Annotated in this window: 13 protein-coding genes and 5 pseudogenes; 12 read left to right on the forward strand and 6 right to left on the reverse strand. The window is 61.6% G+C overall.

Annotation, left to right across the window (positions count from 1 at the left end; all coding sequences use genetic code 11):
• Positions 1–25 precede the first annotated feature (25 nt).
• A complete protein-coding gene (locus tag ACIGFL_RS05870) occupies positions 26–331 on the forward strand; it encodes a helix-turn-helix transcriptional regulator (RefSeq protein ID WP_068383111.1) in 306 nt (101 codons plus the stop codon).
• Positions 332–484: 153 nt separating this feature from the next.
• Here the strand turns inward: ACIGFL_RS05870 and ACIGFL_RS05875 are convergent, their stop codons facing one another.
• Positions 485–1462 (reverse strand): IS5 family transposase, encoded by a 978-nt coding sequence (locus ACIGFL_RS05875; protein WP_397496447.1) that lies wholly within the window; start codon positions 1460–1462, stop codon positions 485–487.
• Positions 1463–1811: 349 nt separating this feature from the next.
• On the opposite strand from ACIGFL_RS05875, the gene frmR reads away from it, so the two are divergent.
• The 6 genes and pseudogenes from frmR to ACIGFL_RS05905 all read left to right on the forward strand — a co-directional run bounded on the left by frmR (position 1812) and on the right by ACIGFL_RS05905 (position 8721).
• Entirely contained in the window at positions 1812–2087 is a 276-nt protein-coding gene (frmR, locus tag ACIGFL_RS05880) for a formaldehyde-responsive transcriptional repressor FrmR (RefSeq protein ID WP_007182548.1), read from the forward strand.
• 59 nt (positions 2088–2146) lie between these two features.
• Positions 2147–3256, forward strand: a complete 1110-nt coding sequence (locus ACIGFL_RS05885) for an S-(hydroxymethyl)glutathione dehydrogenase/class III alcohol dehydrogenase (protein WP_023435204.1) — start codon at positions 2147–2149, stop codon at positions 3254–3256.
• Positions 3257–3299: 43 nt separating this feature from the next.
• On the forward strand, positions 3300–3698 hold the full coding sequence (locus ACIGFL_RS05890) for a VOC family protein (protein ID WP_009681673.1): 399 nt from the start codon (positions 3300–3302) through the stop codon (positions 3696–3698).
• A gap of 90 nt (positions 3699–3788) precedes the next feature.
• A pseudogene (locus ACIGFL_RS05895) lies at positions 3789–4118 on the forward strand (recombination factor protein RarA); the annotation flags it as partial.
• Between the two features lie 60 nt (positions 4119–4178).
• Positions 4179–6044: a Na+/H+ antiporter NhaA gene (nhaA, locus tag ACIGFL_RS05900; protein WP_397496448.1), complete on the forward strand. Its 1866-nt coding sequence runs from the start codon at positions 4179–4181 to the stop codon at positions 6042–6044.
• 25 nt (positions 6045–6069) lie between these two features.
• A complete protein-coding gene (locus ACIGFL_RS05905; protein WP_397496449.1) occupies positions 6070–8721 on the forward strand; it encodes an excinuclease ABC subunit A in 2652 nt (883 codons plus the stop codon).
• An 80-nt stretch (positions 8722–8801) separates the two neighbouring features.
• Here ACIGFL_RS05905 and mobH read toward each other — a convergent pair.
• A pseudogene (gene mobH / locus ACIGFL_RS05910) lies at positions 8802–10322 on the reverse strand (MobH family relaxase); the annotation flags it as partial.
• Between mobH and ACIGFL_RS05915 the strand changes: the two are divergent.
• Positions 10315–11523: pseudogene (locus ACIGFL_RS05915) on the forward strand (cation:proton antiporter); the annotation flags it as partial. The pseudogenes mobH and ACIGFL_RS05915 sit on opposite strands and share 8 nt — an antisense overlap.
• A 20-nt stretch (positions 11524–11543) precedes the next feature.
• On the opposite strand, the gene ACIGFL_RS05920 reads toward ACIGFL_RS05915, so the two are convergent.
• Positions 11544–12434, reverse strand: a complete 891-nt coding sequence (locus tag ACIGFL_RS05920) for a LysR family transcriptional regulator (protein WP_397496630.1) — start codon at positions 12432–12434, stop codon at positions 11544–11546.
• Between the two features lie 109 nt (positions 12435–12543).
• Here ACIGFL_RS05920 and ACIGFL_RS05925 point away from each other — a divergent pair, with 109 nt between their 5' ends.
• A complete protein-coding gene (locus ACIGFL_RS05925) occupies positions 12544–13551 on the forward strand; it encodes a zinc-binding alcohol dehydrogenase family protein (RefSeq protein ID WP_397496450.1) in 1008 nt (335 codons plus the stop codon).
• A gap of 84 nt (positions 13552–13635) precedes the next feature.
• Complete coding sequence (locus ACIGFL_RS05930) at positions 13636–13944, forward strand: putative quinol monooxygenase (protein WP_147811821.1); 309 nt, start codon at positions 13636–13638, stop codon at positions 13942–13944.
• A gap of 55 nt (positions 13945–13999) precedes the next feature.
• Here the strand turns inward: ACIGFL_RS05930 and ACIGFL_RS05935 are convergent, their stop codons facing one another.
• A complete protein-coding gene (locus ACIGFL_RS05935; RefSeq protein ID WP_397496451.1) occupies positions 14000–14983 on the reverse strand; it encodes an LLM class oxidoreductase in 984 nt (327 codons plus the stop codon).
• Between the two features lie 25 nt (positions 14984–15008).
• Between ACIGFL_RS05935 and tnpB the strand changes: the two genes are divergently transcribed.
• Positions 15009–15329 carry an IS66 family insertion sequence element accessory protein TnpB gene (gene tnpB / locus ACIGFL_RS05940; RefSeq protein WP_397496452.1) on the forward strand — a complete coding sequence of 107 codons (321 nt, stop codon included), beginning with the start codon at positions 15009–15011 and terminating at the stop codon, positions 15327–15329.
• Positions 15330–15410: 81 nt separating this feature from the next.
• Here the strand turns inward: tnpB and ACIGFL_RS05945 are convergent, their stop codons facing one another.
• The gene (locus ACIGFL_RS05945; RefSeq protein WP_369806812.1) at positions 15411–15719 is read right to left on the reverse strand and encodes a helix-turn-helix domain-containing protein; all 309 of its coding nucleotides are present in this window, start codon (positions 15717–15719) and stop codon (positions 15411–15413) included.
• A 120-nt stretch (positions 15720–15839) separates the two neighbouring features.
• Positions 15840–16424 (reverse strand): annotated as a pseudogene (locus tag ACIGFL_RS05950) (DJ-1/PfpI family protein); the annotation flags it as partial.
• 63 nt (positions 16425–16487) lie between these two features.
• On the opposite strand from ACIGFL_RS05950, the pseudogene ACIGFL_RS05955 reads away from it, so the two are divergent.
• Positions 16488–16664: pseudogene (locus ACIGFL_RS05955) on the forward strand (antibiotic biosynthesis monooxygenase); the annotation flags it as partial.

Raw genomic sequence — 16664 nt, forward strand, 5'->3', positions numbered from 1 at the left:
AAAAGTCAGCTATGTGCCATTTACTATGAACATCGACGTCAGCGAAGCGTTAAAGGCTCTGGATAACCCAACACGCCTCGCCATCCTCACCTTGCTCAAGAACCCAAGGGAGAATTTTCCTGAGCAGGAAGCAGATCCCGATCAGCTTGGTGTGTGCGTAAGCATCATCCAAGAAAGAGTAGGGCTATCACAGTCGACCGTATCAAATTACCTCGCAGCCCTTCAGAGAGCTCAGCTGGTTACATCTCAGCGCATTGGTCCCTGGACTTACTACAAACGCAATGAGAAGAAGATCGAGCAGTTACTGAATGCGCTTGAGAAGGCCATTTGATACTTAGGGAGGCGCTGAACAATTCATCTGTTCGCGTCGTGTGCTGTTTTCAAGCCGAATTTTCAGCCAACCGGTCGTGGCACTGTCGTTCTGAGGCCGATTTTAGCCCAGACTTCACTGATTGGCGGGTCAGCATCCGTGTTGCAGGCGGATTTATCCCGCCAGTCGCTGCAAATACCGCTTGGCCAGCAGCAGATTGGCCAGCCCGAACAGGCTAAACAGCTGCGCGGTGTTCTTGGCCAGGCCGCGGTAACGCACCTTGCGATGTCCGAAGCGTACCTTGATCACCTGAAACGGGTGCTCGACCTTGGCACGCAGTTGCGCCTTGGCGTATTCGATCTTGCGCTTAGCCTGATACAACACACTGTCTTTGCCGTACTGCTGGTAACTGCTGGGCCGCGCGGCAATCGACCAAATCACGTTCCGGCCAGCATGCTCCGGGCGCTTGGCCGCGCCGGTGTAGCCAGCATCACCCACGGCATGCGACTCCTTGCCATGCAGCAACTGGTCGACCTGGGTCACGTCCGCCACGTTGGCCGCCGTGTCAATCAGGCTATGCACCAATCCGGTCGCCGCATCCACGTCGATGTGGGCCTTCATGCCGAAGTGCGATTGGTTGCCTTTCTTGGCCTGATGCATGTCTGGATCGCGCTTGCCTTCGCGGTTCTTGGTCGAGGGCGGCGCGGCGATCAGGGTGGCATCGACGATGGTGCCTTCTTTGAGCAGCAGGCCCCGGCTGGCCAAATGTTGATTGATCGTTTCAAACAGCGTCCGCGTCAACTGATGGGTTTCCAGCAACCGGCGGAAACGCAGCAGCGTCGTAGCACCTGGCGCTGAATCGCGACTCAGGTCGATCCCCACAAAACCGCGGATTGCCTGGCTGTCATAGATAGCATCCTCGGTGCCCTCATCGGAGAAGCCAAAGCACTGCTGCACTACATACATCCGCAACATACGCGACAGCCCAATCGCCGACCGCCCGCGCTTACCCGCAGTGTCGGCGTAGAACGGAGCCACTTGCGCTTCTAGCATCGCCCAAGGCACCAACTGTTCAAGATCCGCCAGGAAGCGATCCCGGCGAGTCAGCTTCTTCTTGCTGGCATACTCCAGCTCGGAAAAGGTCTTCTGCATAGCGCGTTTCGGATTGTTTGAAGGAGATGGTCGAGAGGGCATTCAGTGTGACAAGGGCTGGCACAGTTGGCTATTTTTGCAGTGGCTCCCTAAGTGCTTCACCGACGAGGATCTCGTCAATAATTTATTCGTCGCTGCGATCACTTGGGTGTATTTCCATGAGATCGGCCACCTCATGCAGGAGCATGGGGTTATCCGTGACGAGTTCGGGGAGGGGCATAGTGGCACCGTAAAGACCGCTGACGTCTACGATTTTGAAGCGTCACAGATTTTGTGTCGATTTTCGGTCGCATATACTATGGGGGAGTATTGTATAATGCGGCAGCGTACCCAAGTAGAGAGGTGTTCGATGCCACACAGTCCGGAAGAAAAGAAGCAAGCACTGACGCGCATCAGGCGCATCAAAGGTCAGGTAGCGACTCTTGAGCAAGCGCTTGATGCAGGTGCGGAATGTCCTGCAATTCTTCAGCAGCTTGCGGCCGTTCGTGGCGCAGTCAACGGATTGATGGCAACGGTTCTGGAGAGCTATCTGCGGGAAGAGTTTCCCAGTAGCGAAATCAGGAGCGATTCGCAGAACAAGTCCATTGACGAGACCATCTCTATCGTCCGCTCCTATCTGCGGTAGAGGCACCAGGGTGCCCTCGGTGAGGGCAAATTTAGTTAGCTAGTAAAGGAAGCGACATCATGAAATCACGTGCAGCAGTTGCCTTCGGGCCAGGAAAGCCGCTGGAAATCGTCGAGATCGACGTCGAGCCGCCGCGCAAGGGCGAGGTGCTCATCAAGATCACGAACACCGGCGTTTGCCATACCGACGCCTTCACCCTGTCGGGCGACGACCCCGAAGGTCTCTTCCCGGTCGTGCTGGGTCATGAAGGTGCGGGTATCGTCGTGGAGGTGGGTGAAGGTGTGACTAGCGTGAAGCCTGGCGATCACGTCATTCCCCTCTATACCGCCGAGTGCGGCGAGTGCCTGTTCTGCAAGTCCGGCAAGACCAACCTGTGTGTCGCGGTTCGTGCAACCCAGGGTAAGGGGCTGATGCCCGATGGTACGACTCGCTTCTCGTACAACGGTCAGCCGCTTTACCACTACATGGGCTGCTCGACCTTCAGCGAATACACGGTCGTCGCCGAAGTCTCGCTGGCCAAGATCAACCCGGACGCCAACCCCGAGCACGTCTGCCTGCTGGGCTGCGGCGTGACCACCGGCATCGGCGCCGTGCACAACACGGCCAAGGTACAGCCCGGCGACTCGGTGGCCATCTTCGGCCTCGGCGGCATCGGTCTCGCTGCGATTCAAGGTGCACGCCAGGCCAAAGCGGGCCGTATCATCGCCATCGATACCAATCCGGCGAAGTTCGAACTGGCTCGTACCTTCGGCGCGACCGAATGTCTCAACCCGAAGGACTTCGACAAGCCGATTCACGAGGTTCTGATCGAGATGACCGGCTGGGGTGTCGATCACACCTTCGAGTGCATCGGCAACGTCGACGTGATGCGTTCGGCTCTGGAAGCTGCCCACCGCGGCTGGGGCCAGTCGATCGTCATCGGCGTGGCTGGTGCTGGCAAGGAAATTTCGACCCGCCCGTTCCAGTTGGTCACCGGTCGCACCTGGAAGGGTTCGGCTTTCGGTGGGGTCAAGGGCCGCACTCAGCTTCCCGGCATGGTGGAAGACGCAATGAAAGGCGAGATCGATCTCGCCCCGTTCGTCACCCACACCATGGGCCTCGACGACATCAACAAGGCCTTCGACCTGATGCATGAAGGCAAGTCGATTCGCACGGTGATCCACTACTGATCACTCACTATCCATTCAACACCAGCCACCAAGGAAATTAACCATGTCCAATCCTGTCATTTCCGGCGACGGCATCTTCTCGCACGTCTTCGTCGGCGCCGCCGACGTCCAGAAGTCGACCGCGTTCTATGACGCCGCTCTGGGTGCTCTCGGCATCAAGAACCTCGGTCCTTTCGGCAACGGATGGGTGCTTTTCGGTCGCGAAAAGCCGGCTTTCATCATCGCCCGTCCGGGCAATGGTGAAGCGCCTTCCAGCAACGGTGTGACGGTCGGCTTTGCGGCCGCCACTCCCGCCGAAGTGGATGCCTTCCATGCTGCCGGCCTTGCCGCAGGCGGCACCGATGAGGGCCAGCCTGGCCCGCGTGGTCACCTGCCGGGTGCCTATGCGGCCTACCTGCGTGATCCGGCGGGCAACAAGGTCTGCTCGTACACCTTCGTCTGAAAGCTAGGAAGCTGAGGGCGTTCTGAAAGGGCCAGCACAAGCCTCTATACGGCGAGCCTATTAGACGGACCGTGTAGAGCGGTGCCTGCTCATCTTGCTGCCGCCCCCAAGTCGAACGCTGCCTATGCCGCCTGGAACAAGGCGAAGGCCTTCGTCAAGAACAGCGGCTCCCTGCCTGTGCCTCTCCATCTTCGCAATGCGCCGACGAAGCTGATGCAGCAGTTGGGGTATCACGAAGGCTACCGCTACGCCCATGACGAGCCCAACGGCTATGCCGCTGGGCAAAGCTACTTTCCCGAGGGCGTGGCGCGGCCGGGCTGGTATCAGCCAACGGACAGAGGTGTTGAGCGCAGGCTGGGAGAAAGGCTTACTTGGCTGCGCTCGCTGGATGATGGGGCGCTGCCAGAGGCGGACGCCTGACCGGTCGCCTCCGAAACCGGCTCATCGCGACTTCACGAACTACAGGAACAGGATAAGAACATGTCAGCCACTTCTTTCGGTGCATCCTCGGCGAATGTCAGCCTGGGACGCGTTGCCCGCTATCTGCGCACGGAGTCTGGTGCTGCGGTGCTGCTGGTGATCGTAACGGTCGTGGCGCTGGCGTGGGCGAACTCGCCGCTATCCGATGCCTATTTCGAGTTGTGGCATCTGGACGTCGGGTTTGACTTCGGGCCGCTGGGCCTGCACATGGACCTGCATCACTGGGTCAACGACGGCCTGATGGTCGTCTTCTTCTTCCTGATCGGCCTGGAGGTGCGTCAGGAGTTCGCCCACGGATCGCTCCGGGATCGCAGCCGTGCCGGTCTCGCCCTGATCGCGGGGGTCGCGGGTGTTGTGCTTCCCGCTCTGGTGTACGTCCTGCTCGTGGGGCTGGCCGGAGGTCAGGGCCTGCACGGGTGGGGTGCGGTGGTCGGCACCGATACGGCGTTCATGCTGGGCACCCTGGCGATCGTCGGTCCGCGGCTGTCCGGTCAATTGCGTGTGTTCCTGCTCACCCTGACCGTGGTCGATGACTTCCTCGCCGTGTCCATCATCGGCATCGTCTATAGCGAGGAGATCCGGGTCGTCCCGTTGTTGATCGCCCTCGCCAGTCTCGTTGCGCTGTGGTGGCTAGGGCGCACCCGTCAGTGGCGGGCAATGCCGTATGTGCTGATCGTGATCGTGCTGTGGCTCGCAACCCTGTATTCCGGCATCCATGCCTCTCTCGCCGGGATGGCCGCGGGGCTGCTGATCCCCGCCTATGCGACGCAACGTCACGGGGTCGTTGCGGCAAGACAACTGTTCCGCGACTTCTGGCAGTCGCCGAGTGCCGCATCGGCCCGCGCGGTGGACTGCGGGCTGTCCCGAGGTATCTCGGTGAACGAGCGATTGCACGAGTTCCTGCGGCTGCCGACGGCGCTGCTGATCGTGCCGATCTTCGCCTTGGCGAACGCCGGGGTGGACGTGCGTGGCGGGCTGCTCGCCGAGGCCTTTGGCTCGCCAGTCACGTGGGGCGTCATTGCAGGGCTCGTGCTCGGTAAGCTCTTGGGCATCGGGCTAACCACGCTCGTCGCCGTCCGTCTCGGCCTGGGCCGGCTGCCCGAGGGCGTCGGAATGGGGAGCGTGTTCGGTGGGGCGGCGCTGTCCGGGATCGGCTTCACCGTGTCGCTGCTGATCATCGGGCTCGCGTTCGGCACGACCTCCGACCTGGGCCGCCAGGCGACGGTCGGCGTGCTCGTGTCGATGGTGTTCGCCACGTTGCTCGGGTGGCTTATCTTCAAGGTTGCCGCTCGCAGGTGGGGTGAGGAGACCGCCGATCTGCCGATGGTGCTTGAGCCGCCGGTCGATCCGGAGATCGATCACATCCGCGGGCCGGAGGACGCGCAGCTCACGCTGGTGGAGTACGTGGACTTCGAGTGCGCGTACTGTGCGCACGCTACCGGCTCTTGGGAGGATCTGCGCGCCCACTTCGGTGACGACCTGCGGTATGTGGTGCGCCATCTGCCGCACCACCCGCACGGGCCGATTGCCGCGAGGGCGTCCGAGGCAGCGGCGAACCAGGGGATGTTCTGGCCGTGGCTGGACTTCGTGTTCACCCGTCAGCATGCGCTGGAGCGCGAGCATCTGATCGGCTACGCCGCCGAGCTTGGGCTCGACGTCGAACGGTTCATCGCGGATCTCGACAGCACCGCGGTGATCGAGCGTGTCGAGCGCGACCTCGCCAGTGCGGTCGCCAGCGGTGCGCACGCCACGCCGACGTTCTTCGTCGAGGGTCGTCGTCTGCGCGGCAGCTACGACGCCCGCACTGTCACCGCAGCTCTCGAAGCCAGCCGCCGCGGCACCCGAACTCAGGAAGTCCCGTCCTGAGCGGGACGAACTACAGGATAAAAACTTGCCAAACAATTCTTTCGGTGAATCCTCTTGTACCGCTGCGGCCAGCGGCATGGTGGAAGTGCGCGGTGCGCGCGAGAACAACCTCAAGGAGGTGGACGTCTCCATCCCGCGTAACGCGCTGGTGGTGTTCTCGGGTGTCTCCGGCTCCGGCAAGTCCTCGCTGGCCTTCGGCACCATCTATGCCGAGGCCCAGCGACGCTACTTCGAGTCGGTGGCCCCCTATGCGCGGCGACTGATCGAACAGGCCGGCGTGCCGGACGTCGATGCGATCGACGGCCTGCCGCCGGCGGTGGCGCTGCAGCAGCAGCGGGGCTCCAGCAACGCGCGTTCCTCCGTGGGCAGTGTGACCACCTTGTCCAGCCTGGTGCGGATGATGTATTCGCGCGCCGGCGCCTATCCGGCCAACCAGCCGATGCTGTACGCCGAGGATTTTTCGCCCAACACGCCGCAGGGAGCGTGCCCGACCTGCCACGGCCTGGGCCATGTGTACGAGGTGACCGAGGCCATCATGGTGCCCGATCCCTCCCTGAGCATCCGCGAGCGGGCGATCGCCTCCTGGCCCCCCGCCTGGCAAGGCCAGAACCTGCGCGACATCCTGGTCAGCATGGGCTACGACGTTGACCGACCGTGGAAGGACCTGCCGAAGAAGGATCGCGACTGGATTCTGTTCACCGAGGAAACACCGACGGTGCCGGTGTACGCCGGCTTCACGCCCGCCGAAACCCGCGCCGCGCTCAAGCGCAAGATGGAGCCGAGCTACATGGGCACCTTCACCGGCGCCCGGCGGTATGTGATGCACACCTTTGCCAACACCCAGAGCGCGCTGATGAGAAAGCGCGTGTCCCGGTTCATGGAGGGCAAACCGTGCCCCACCTGCCACGGCAAGCGGCTCAAGCCCGAGGCGCTGTCGGTCACCTTCGCCGGCGTGGACATCGGCGCGTTCATGCAGATGCCGCTGGACCAGTTGGCGGCCTTGCTCGAACCCATCGCCCAGGGCGATTTCCGCGCCCATGCAGCGGGGGCGGCTACGGACAAGGAAGCGACCCGACGCGACCGTGCCGAACGCGCGGCCTCCGGTCGCGCCGTCCATGCGGTATCGCCCGACGTGCGCCGCACCTCGGCGCTATCGGAAGAAAAGCGCCTCGCCGCGCAGCGCCTGGCCGGTGGCGTGATGGCACGCCTGCGCCAACTGCGTGGGCTGGGCCTGGGCTACCTGACGCTGGACCGGACCACACCGACGCTTTCGGCCGGCGAGTTGCAGCGCCTGCGGCTGGCCACGCAATTGAGTTCCCTGCTGTTCGGTGTCGTGTACGTGCTCGACGAGCCCTCGGCGGGCCTGCACCCCTCCGACAGCCAGGCCCTATACGACGCGCTCGACCGGCTGCGCGATGCCGGCAACTCGGTATTCGTGGTGGAGCACGACCTGGACCTGATGCGCCGCGCGCAATGGCTGGTGGATGTCGGCCCGGATGCCGGAGAGCGTGGCGGCCGCGTGCTCTACAGCGGCGAGCCGGATGGCCTGCGCAAGATTGCCGAATCGCGCACCGCCCGCTATCTGTTCGAGGAGATCCCCGCGCCGGGAAGCCGGGCACGCGAAGCGACCGGCTGGCTGGAACTGCAGGGCATCCACCGCCACAACCTGCATGGCGTGGATGCACGCATTCCGCTGGGCGTGCTGACGGCCGTCACCGGTATCTCCGGCTCCGGCAAGTCCAGCCTCGTCGCGCAGGCCCTGCCGGAGTTGGTGCTGCTGCACCTGGGCCACGAGCCGGAAGACGATGCGGCCGAAAGCGCCACCAGCGAAGGGCCGGCGGTGATCGAAGCGACTGGCGGTCATCTGGCGGGCGATGTGGACGCCATACAGCGTCTGGTGCAGGTGGACCAGAAGCCGATCGGGCGCACGCCGCGCTCGAACCTGGCTACCTACACCGGCCTGTTCGACCACGTGCGCAAGCTGTTCGCCGCCACGCCCGACGCTCGCCGCCGCCGCTATGACGCCGGCCGTTTCTCGTTCAACGTCGCCAAGGGGCGCTGCGAGACCTGCGAGGGCGAGGGCTTCGTCAGCGTGGAACTGCTGTTCATGCCCAGCGTGTACGCGCCGTGCCCGACGTGCCATGGCGCACGCTACAACGAGGCCACGCTGAAGGTGCAATGGAACGGGCGCAACATCGCCGAGGTGCTGCAGATGACCGTGGACGAAGCCAGCGAATTCTTCGCGGGTGAAGACGTTGTGGCAAGGCCACTGCAACTGCTGCGCGATATCGGACTGGGCTACCTGCGCCTGGGGCAACCGGCCACCGAGCTATCCGGTGGCGAGGCGCAGCGTATCAAGCTGGCGACCGAGCTTCAGCGCAGCCAGCGCGGCCGAAGCCTGTACGTGCTCGACGAGCCGACTACCGGGCTGCATGCGTCGGACGCCGACCGGCTGTTGGTGCAGTTGCAGCGCCTGGTCGATGCCGGCAATACCGTAGTGATGATCGAACACGATATGCGCGCGGTGGCCCAGGCTGATTGGGTGATCGACGTGGGGCCTGGTGCAGGCGCTGCCGGCGGCAGCATCGTGGTGGCGGGCTCCCCTCAGCAGGTGGCCCGAACGTCTGGCAGCAGAACCGCTCCGTTCCTTGCACAGGAGTTGGCGCGGGCCGAGTAGCTCAGTTCGCCAAATGTTGCCAATTTTCGCGGGGCATTGATCGTCGCCACACGACGGTGGCGATCAATGCCCGAATCGCGTCATCCTTCCTGAGTCAGAGCAAGATAGGGGGTGTTGGGCGGTATTTCGGCGAGTGCCAAGAACCCATCTTCGAGGAGGTAGCCATGCAGTCGGCGGGACTTCCTCGGGCCCGTGACTTCACAGGTCCAAATGTTCAGACCATTGGGCTGCTTTCGATGTAGCTGCAGCTTCTCGAAGCGTTTCTGCACCCACTGCCAATCCTGTTGATTCTCCTGCTTGGTGAGTGCGGCCACTTCGGGATGCTCCTGCGCATAGCGTTGGAACACACCCGGGCTGACCAGGTAGGCCGTGTCATTCACCGTATGCACGAGTGCCTTCGCGTCGTTGATGATGAGCCGTCGTGAGGCGATTCCCTGCTTCAGCCAAACCATGAACTGTTCCCCGGATGGCTTCGTTGCCGATGGCCCAGGCGTAGGCGCGGGTGCAGGTGCAGGCGACGGAATGGACGTCGCGGCTGTTGCTGGCGCGGGGGTGTGGAGGAACTCCTCGGCATCCTGGCCAACGCCGGCCGACTCACCCAAGCCCACCATCGCGAGCAAATCCTCCATGACGTCGGGCACGGGCTGGGCTGCGGGCGGTGAAACGATGGTGGTGCTGTCGCCCTCCCAAATCGGAGGCTCTTGACCTCCCTGCGCTGGGTTCACCGAGACGGAAGGCGCGGGAGCCGACATGCTGGCGTCGTTTTCCGCGGGCGTCGCGTCGATCTCTACCGTCCCCGCGAAAGGTGCTGGTCGCTCGCCAGACTCCCAGATCAGCGCGGGAGCGAGACGCAACAGGGTGAACGAATGGGACCAGCCGGTCGTGCTGGTCACGTTCGCGCGCCAGACCGCTTTGCCGTCCGAGGTGGGCTGGAGCATGCCGTGGTCTTGCAGCACGTTGAACACGGCGGTGTTGTTCGCAGGAATGCCATCGATCCCCTGAGACAGGAGGTGTGCGCGCAGTTTGTCCGAAACCGTCTTGCTCACCAGCCACAAACCATCCTCGGTGAGCCAGCCATCGGAGGCTTCCGGCTGGTTCAGCTTCAACTGTTCCTTGAGCAGGTAGCGCAACCCGTCCAGCAGCTTGCGTTGCAGTGCATGCTTGGGCGCGGCCATGGCGCGCGCCGGATCGCCGCCCAGCTCCTGGGCCACCGACGCCCGGTCTGCTTGCACGACTAGTTCCCCCAGTACACCGGCATGTTCGTACTGACCGGCCAGCACATAGAGCAGCGGTGCCCAGAGAGCCGGATAGTCGCTGAGCCAGTCCAGGACGTGGCGGTCGAGCAGTTGACGATAGAGCAAGCCTGTTGCGGCGCTGTGCAGGCGGTATTCGCGGTCGTCACGGTAGCGAAATCGGTACGCCTGGTGCAGCGGGCCATGCCACGGATGCCAAGTACTGCCGTCGGCCAGTTCGACGTGTAGATCGACGGCGATCTTGCCAATATCGTGGAGCAGCGCAGCATAGGCAACGGCGGCGGTCCAGGCTTCGGACTGCGCCGCCTGGTCTTCGGGACTGGCACCGATGGGCAGCAGATTGTCCTTGGGCGCATTGGTGGCCATTGGATTGTGGCTGCTCAATCCTCTGTTTCAGGTATTGGCCCGAGCCAAAGCGCGCGAGGTCATGACTGCCGCTGCGTTGCTGGTTGTGTTGGGTGTCGCGCTGCTGATGGAAATCGGCGGCCTTTCAATGGCGATGGGGGCTTTCGTTGCTGGTGTGCTGCTGTCGGAATCCATCTTCCGCCACCAGCTGGAGGCCGACATAGAGCCATTTTGCGGCCTGCTGCTGGGGCTGTTTTTCCTCGGCGTCGGTATGTCGTTGGATCTGCAGGTGGTGGACAAGGCCTGGATGCTCATCGCCTCTGGTGTGCTTGCGCTGATGACGGTCAAGGCGCTGTGCATTTATGGGGTCGCGCGCCGACCTCGCGAAAAGCAGCCATAGCGACGCACTGGATCGCGCCGTGCTTATGGCGCAGGGGGGGGGCGAATTTGCTTTTGTGCTGTTTGCCGAAGCGCTCAAATTCAGGGTCATCAGTCCTGAAGTCAGCGCCAATATGACGGCTATTGTGGTGCTCTCCATGGCCATTACGCCGGTGACTGTATTGCTGTACAAACGCTTTGCGCGCGTGCAGACCGTTTCCATGGACGGTGTGGAAGCCGCACACAACCTGCAAGGCAATGTACTCATCATCGGTTTTGGCCGAGTGGGGCAGATTGCCTGCCAGGCACCGCTCGCCCAGGGAGCGAAAATTTCCATCATTGATATAAATCCGGAGGTCATCCGCGCCGTGACACCCTATGGATTCAAGGTCTATTACGGCGATGGTGCCCGCCATGAAATATTGCACGCTGCTGGTGCCCATCACGCCCGCGCCATCATTATTTGTGTGGATGATAAGAAAGACGCGACACGCATTGTCGAAAGTACGCGGCACTACTGCCCGCAGGTGAAATTGGTGGTGCGCGCTTTTGACCGCGAACATGCGCTGGAATTGGTCAAACACGATGCCGACTACATAGTGCGGGAAACCTTTGAGGCCGCCCTGCTGCTCGGTGGTCAGGCCGTGCTGACTCTGGGTGCGTCTGAGCACGAAGCCGACGCAGTGATCGAGGAAAAGTGCGCAAACGCGACGCCGAACGTTTTGCCTTGGAAACAGCAGGCGGCCTGTTTGCCGGGCGTGCGCTGGTACTGGGGAATATTGAACGCATTGATCCGCCGAACCATGAAGCGCGGGATGCTCAGTGAGCATCAATCACAGGATCGGTTCACCTGCGCTCCAGAGCAGAAAACTGGCTACTCAGCCACGTGTGAAGCTGAGAAACCGCAGGGCTGATCTGCTTGCGATGCGGGCACACCAGACTCAACGGTGACGCTTCGCCAGGATAATCCGGCAGCAGCACAAGCAGACGCTCTGCGGCGATATCTGCACTGACATCCAGCCAGGACTTGTAGGCGATACCTTCACCCTCCAATGACCAGCGCCGCACGACATCGGCGTCATCGCTGAACAACGGTCCCGAAACCTGCACGGTTTGCCCGCCCAGGTTCCACTTGTCGTAGACCCGGCCATTTTGCAGATAGAGCAGGCAGGCATGCTTGCTCAAGTCATCCGGTGTTTGGGGAGAACCGCAGCGTTGCACATACTCCGGCGAGGCAACCAGCACCCGCTGGTTCCAAGGTGCAAGCGGCAGTGCCACGTAGTTGGCGTCTTCATTTGGACCGTAGCGAATCGCCACGTCCACCGGGTCGCGAAACAGATTGGCCATCTGGTCCGACAGGAAAAAACGCAACGTCAATTCAGGATGCTGACGGCGGAACAGCGTCAGCCACGGCAGCAGTATGTTGCGCCCCAGATCGGACGGCGCTGTCACTTGCAGCACGCCCCGCAGCGTGGCGTTCTCACCCCGCAGGTTTTCCTTGCCTTGCTGCAGGGTCTCTAGCACTGAGTGGGCGGTGGGCAGATATTGCTCGCCCTCGGCAGTCAATCGCAGGCTGCGCGTCGTACGGGCGAATAGGCGCACGTCCAGTTCGCGCTCCAGACGTTTGATGGCGGCAGCGACCTGACCAGGCAGTAGATCAGCCTCCAGCGCCGCTGCGGTGAAACTGCCCAGCGCGGCGCTGCGGATGAATAAACCAAGATCATCGATGCGGATCATTTTCACTCCTGAAGTGAAAGTGTTGGCGCATTCTGCTTGTTTTTCTTTGTCCATGGGAAGTCGAAGATTGCCGCAAGTGAATGCATCAACCCTTCGACAGCGAGTCTCCATGAAAGCCATCAGCTTTACCCAGCACGCGTTGCCCATCGACAATCCACAAGCATTGATCGACATCAGTCTCCCGCGGCCCACGCCTGGCCCTCGGGATCTGCTGGTCGAAGTTCGCGCGGTATCAGTGAATCCGGTGGATACCAAGGTGCGCGCCGGAACTTTCACAAAAGAACCGAAAATCCTCGGCTGGGACGCCACAGGCATTGTCCGCGAGGTCGGCGCTGAAGTGACGCTGTTTCAGCCGGGCGATGAAGTGTTCTATGCCGGCTCGATTGCCCGCAGCGGCAGCTACAGCGAATTCCATTTGGTCGATGAGCGGATCGTCGGGCACAAGCCTCATTCATTGAGTGCCGCCGATGCGGCAGCGTTGCCATTGACCTCGATCACGGCCTGGGAATTGTTGTTCGACCGGCTCGGTGTCGTCGAGGGTACGGGGGAGGGTAAGTGCCTGTTGATCACTGGAGCGGCTGGCGGCGTCGGTTCGATGCTGGTGCAACTGGCCCGAAAGTTGACCCGCCTTACCGTCATTGGTACCGCCTCACGCCAGGAAACCGCTGATTGGGTGCGGCAGTTGGGCGCGCATCACGTGATCGATCACAGCCAGCCACTGCTCGCACAGTTGCAAGCGCTCGGTGTGCCGGAGATCGACTATGTCGCCAGCCTAACCCACACCGAACAACACTTTGCACAACTGATCGACGTGCTCAAGCCACAGGGGCGTCTGGGTGTGATTGACGATCCCGAAACCCTCGATGTGATGCCGCTCAAGCGCAAGTCGCTGTCATTGCATTGGGAGCTGATGTTCACCCGCTCACTGTACGAAACCCCGGACATGATTAATCAGCATCACCTGCTCAATCGGGTCAGCGCTCTGATTGACCAAGGTGTTCTGCAAACTACCGTGGGCGAGCACTTTGGTGCGATCAATGCGGCAAATATGCGTCGTGCCCATGCGCTGATCGAGAGCGGCAAGGCCCGGGGCAAGATCGTTCTCGAAGGTTTCTGATTTCACTCATCAGACGGGCTCGCCTGCGGGCCCGTTGAACCGCCTGCGGCATCACTTGCGGTTTTTAATGTTGGAGAGTTGACGATGAATACGTCCAGTAACGTGTTGGTATCAATTGCCGTACTCAAGGCCAAGGCAGGCAAAGAACAGGCATTGAAAGAAGAATTGCTGAAGCTGATAGAGCCGACCCGCGCAGAGCCGGGCAATCTCGATTATGTGTTGTTCGAGCAGCGTGACGAGCAGGGCACTTTCTACATGCGCGAGGCTTTCAGGGATCAGGCGGCGCTGGATGCGCATATTTCGATGCCTTACTTTCAGCGCTTTGCCGCCACGGCAGATGATCTGCTGCAAGAGCCGTTGCAACTGATATTCCTTGAACAGGTATCGGCCTGATCATTCAGCCTGTTGAGCCGCACCTCCTCGGCCGGGCTTGGACGCGGCCGGCGGATCAATTTGCTCCAGGACGCGCCTTTACTCCGAATTGCGCAACGATGTGAGTGCCCAGTTCCTCAATGACGTCCGCCGCAGGGCGCTTTCCGTACTTGAGATTGAGGATAACGTGGTCCACCCCGATTTCCTCAAGCGACTCCAGCAAAGCCCGGAGGTGGTCACGTCCGAGCCTGAACCCCAAATGAATGGGAGTGGGCGGCGTGGACGGGTTCTCACTGAGGTCGATGTAAAGCGACTGAGTGAAGGGCTTATAGACGGAACCACATTGCTTCATGACCTCCATCCGCCAATCTTCCACGATCAGTCGCTGCATTTTCGGCGCGCGTGGATAGTTGATCCATCCGGCGCTTTCGCGCGCGATCCAATCCAGTGACTGGCGGCTATGTCCGGTCACGAGCATCGGAATCACTTGGGTTGTGGGTTTCGGAATGAGGTCTGCGCCGCGCAGCTCACCACCGCTCCAGCGGATGGGTTCGAAGCTGGTGTTGTAGGCTCGGCGAATCACCTCGTAGTGCTCTCGAAAGACTTCTCCGCGCCTTTCGGGATCGACGTCAAAGGCTGAAAACTCCACTGGGCGATCGCCGGAGGCTACGCCCAGAATCAAGCGACCTGCGCTCAACTGATCGACGCTGGCTGACGCCTTGGCCGTGTGCAGAGGATGGTGTAAAGGGATGGCAATGGATGCGCTGCCAAGCGCTATTTCTGACGTATGAGCCGCCATATAGCCCATGTATACCCAGGGATCGAAGGCTTGGCCGACATCGCCGAAATTAGGGTCCCGAAGAGGCACGTCGCGAAACCAGAGCGCGGAGAAGCCCAGCTCCTCTGCTCGTTTGGCCAATGCGACCTGGTTGAGCATGCTCGGAATGTCCCCACCGAAGGCCTCCAAAGGGAAGAACAATCCCAGGCTCAAATGACCCGGAGTGAAGGTTCGGCTGAACCCACGATGCTGCTGATAAGGAATCGTGCTCGGCAGATACATTCTAATCTTCCTCAATGGGAGAACCTTGGTCTATCTCCACCCAAAACCCGTCGACTTCCGCAAATCCATCAACGGCTTGGCCGCTCTGGTCGAGTTGGACATCCAGGTGGAGGTATTCAACCCGGTGCTGTTCGTGTTCCTCAACCCTGAATCGAACCCGTGTCCGCACGGTAGTTCAAACGGTGGGCTCGGCGGCTGCGTCATTGTCGGCGGCGGGGTCGGTGAGCCGCCGAATCGTCAGTGCACAGCGTTGCTCAATCAAGGTATTGATTTGCTCAACCACGACATTGCCAGCAAAACTTTGTCCGGGGTCAAACTGGAGCTTGCGCGCCGTGGCGGGCAGTAGTTTTGTCAGGTCCAAATGCGCCGTTTGGCCTGCGTCAGTTTCCCGGCGGTCTCCAGCCGTACATACACCAAAGGCCTCTGGTCATCCACCGCGTCGCAACTCCCTGACACCCCGGCCCAGCTTGCGGCGCAACAGGGCCCGCAGGGTCACCCCATCCGAGTACCCGACCTGTGCGGCGACTTGGTCGACGCTCGCGTTTCCGGTGCGCAAGAGATGCACGGCATGCTCCACGCGCAGGTCCTGGAAATACGACAACGGTGTCTTGCCCAAAACGCTTTGCAGCCGCCGCGCCAAGGTGCGCTCGCTTGTGCCCGCGGCGCTGGCCGCCTCGGCCAGCGAGAACCCCTTCGCGAGCTGACTTCTGGCCCAGCACTCGAAGCGCTCCACCATCGGGTCGGCATGCGCAAGGTGGTCGGGAATAACGAACTCGGCTTGCGAACTGCGTGCCTCGACCAGCAGATAGCGTGCCACCAGGGCTGCCAGCGCCGGACTGCGCTCCCGGATGATGCGCAAGGCCAGGTCGACGTGGGCCAAAGCGGCACCAGCGGTGGTGAAGCGTGTCGAGTTCACGATCATGCGTGATTCGTCCAGCTTGACGTTCGGATAGCGCTGCCGAAACATCGGCCCCAGCCACCATGACGTCGTCGCACGATGCCCATCAAGCAGGCCGCTCTCTGCAAGCAAGAAGCTACCGGAGCAAGCGGCACCTAGGTGCGCGCCAGCGGTGGACCACTGCTGTAGCGCCGCGACAGCGTCGGGCACATCGGGGCGTGTGAGCCGAGCCGAGAGCGTGTCAGGCATCTTGTCGCCAAACGCGGGCACGAGCACGACGTCTGGTTCCGGCACACTACGCGCAGTGACCACGGGGACCGTCAAGCCTTGCGCAGTTCGGATGCGACGCCGCACGCCCACCAGCGTGAGCTCTATGTGCGCGGGAGCCTGTGGCAGCGAGCCCGCCATCGCATTGGCCAAGCCCACTGTGTCGGTGAGCGCCGCAAGCCCCAGATCAAACACGCCATCACAAACAAGGATGTGGAGTTTCATGGCAACAATGATATCAATGTTGTCATTATTGTCTATAGAGATGGCTGTCATGACGACTTAGACTGCAGGCTCGTTGATCCATTCACCTAACCCAGTTACCCAAAGGATTACAGTATGACCAAGCTCGCCCTGTTTGTTCGCCTCGAAGCCAAACCCGGCCAGGAGGCTGCGCTTGCCGACTTCCTGGCCAGCGCACTGCCGCTCGCCAACGCCGAGTCCGGCACCACGGCCTGGTTCGCATTGAAGTTTGGCCCTTGGTGGTTGGGTGTGTTGGTTGGGTTTGGGGTTGTG

Origin of the sequence: Pseudomonas sp. NPDC077649 (assembly GCF_044542855.1) — a bacterium.
Taxonomy (GTDB): domain Bacteria; phylum Pseudomonadota; class Gammaproteobacteria; order Pseudomonadales; family Pseudomonadaceae; genus Aquipseudomonas.

Excerpts from the sequence above, each read along its gene's own strand:
- ACIGFL_RS05870 (WP_068383111.1), top strand. The coding sequence starts at position 26 with ATGAACATCGACGTCAGCGAAGCGTTAAAGGCTCTGGATAACCCAACA.
- ACIGFL_RS05875 (WP_397496447.1), bottom strand. The coding sequence starts at position 1,462 with ATGCAGAAGACCTTTTCCGAGCTGGAGTATGCCAGCAAGAAGAAGCTG.
- frmR (WP_007182548.1), top strand. The coding sequence starts at position 1,812 with ATGCCACACAGTCCGGAAGAAAAGAAGCAAGCACTGACGCGCATCAGG.
- ACIGFL_RS05885 (WP_023435204.1), top strand. The coding sequence starts at position 2,147 with ATGAAATCACGTGCAGCAGTTGCCTTCGGGCCAGGAAAGCCGCTGGAA.
- ACIGFL_RS05890 (WP_009681673.1), top strand. The coding sequence starts at position 3,300 with ATGTCCAATCCTGTCATTTCCGGCGACGGCATCTTCTCGCACGTCTTC.
- nhaA (WP_397496448.1), top strand. The coding sequence starts at position 4,179 with ATGTCAGCCACTTCTTTCGGTGCATCCTCGGCGAATGTCAGCCTGGGA.
- ACIGFL_RS05920 (WP_397496630.1), bottom strand. The coding sequence starts at position 12,434 with ATGATCCGCATCGATGATCTTGGTTTATTCATCCGCAGCGCCGCGCTG.
- ACIGFL_RS05925 (WP_397496450.1), top strand. The coding sequence starts at position 12,544 with ATGAAAGCCATCAGCTTTACCCAGCACGCGTTGCCCATCGACAATCCA.
- ACIGFL_RS05930 (WP_147811821.1), top strand. The coding sequence starts at position 13,636 with ATGAATACGTCCAGTAACGTGTTGGTATCAATTGCCGTACTCAAGGCC.
- ACIGFL_RS05935 (WP_397496451.1), bottom strand. The coding sequence starts at position 14,983 with ATGTATCTGCCGAGCACGATTCCTTATCAGCAGCATCGTGGGTTCAGC.
- ACIGFL_RS05945 (WP_369806812.1), bottom strand. The coding sequence starts at position 15,719 with ATGGTGGAGCGCTTCGAGTGCTGGGCCAGAAGTCAGCTCGCGAAGGGG.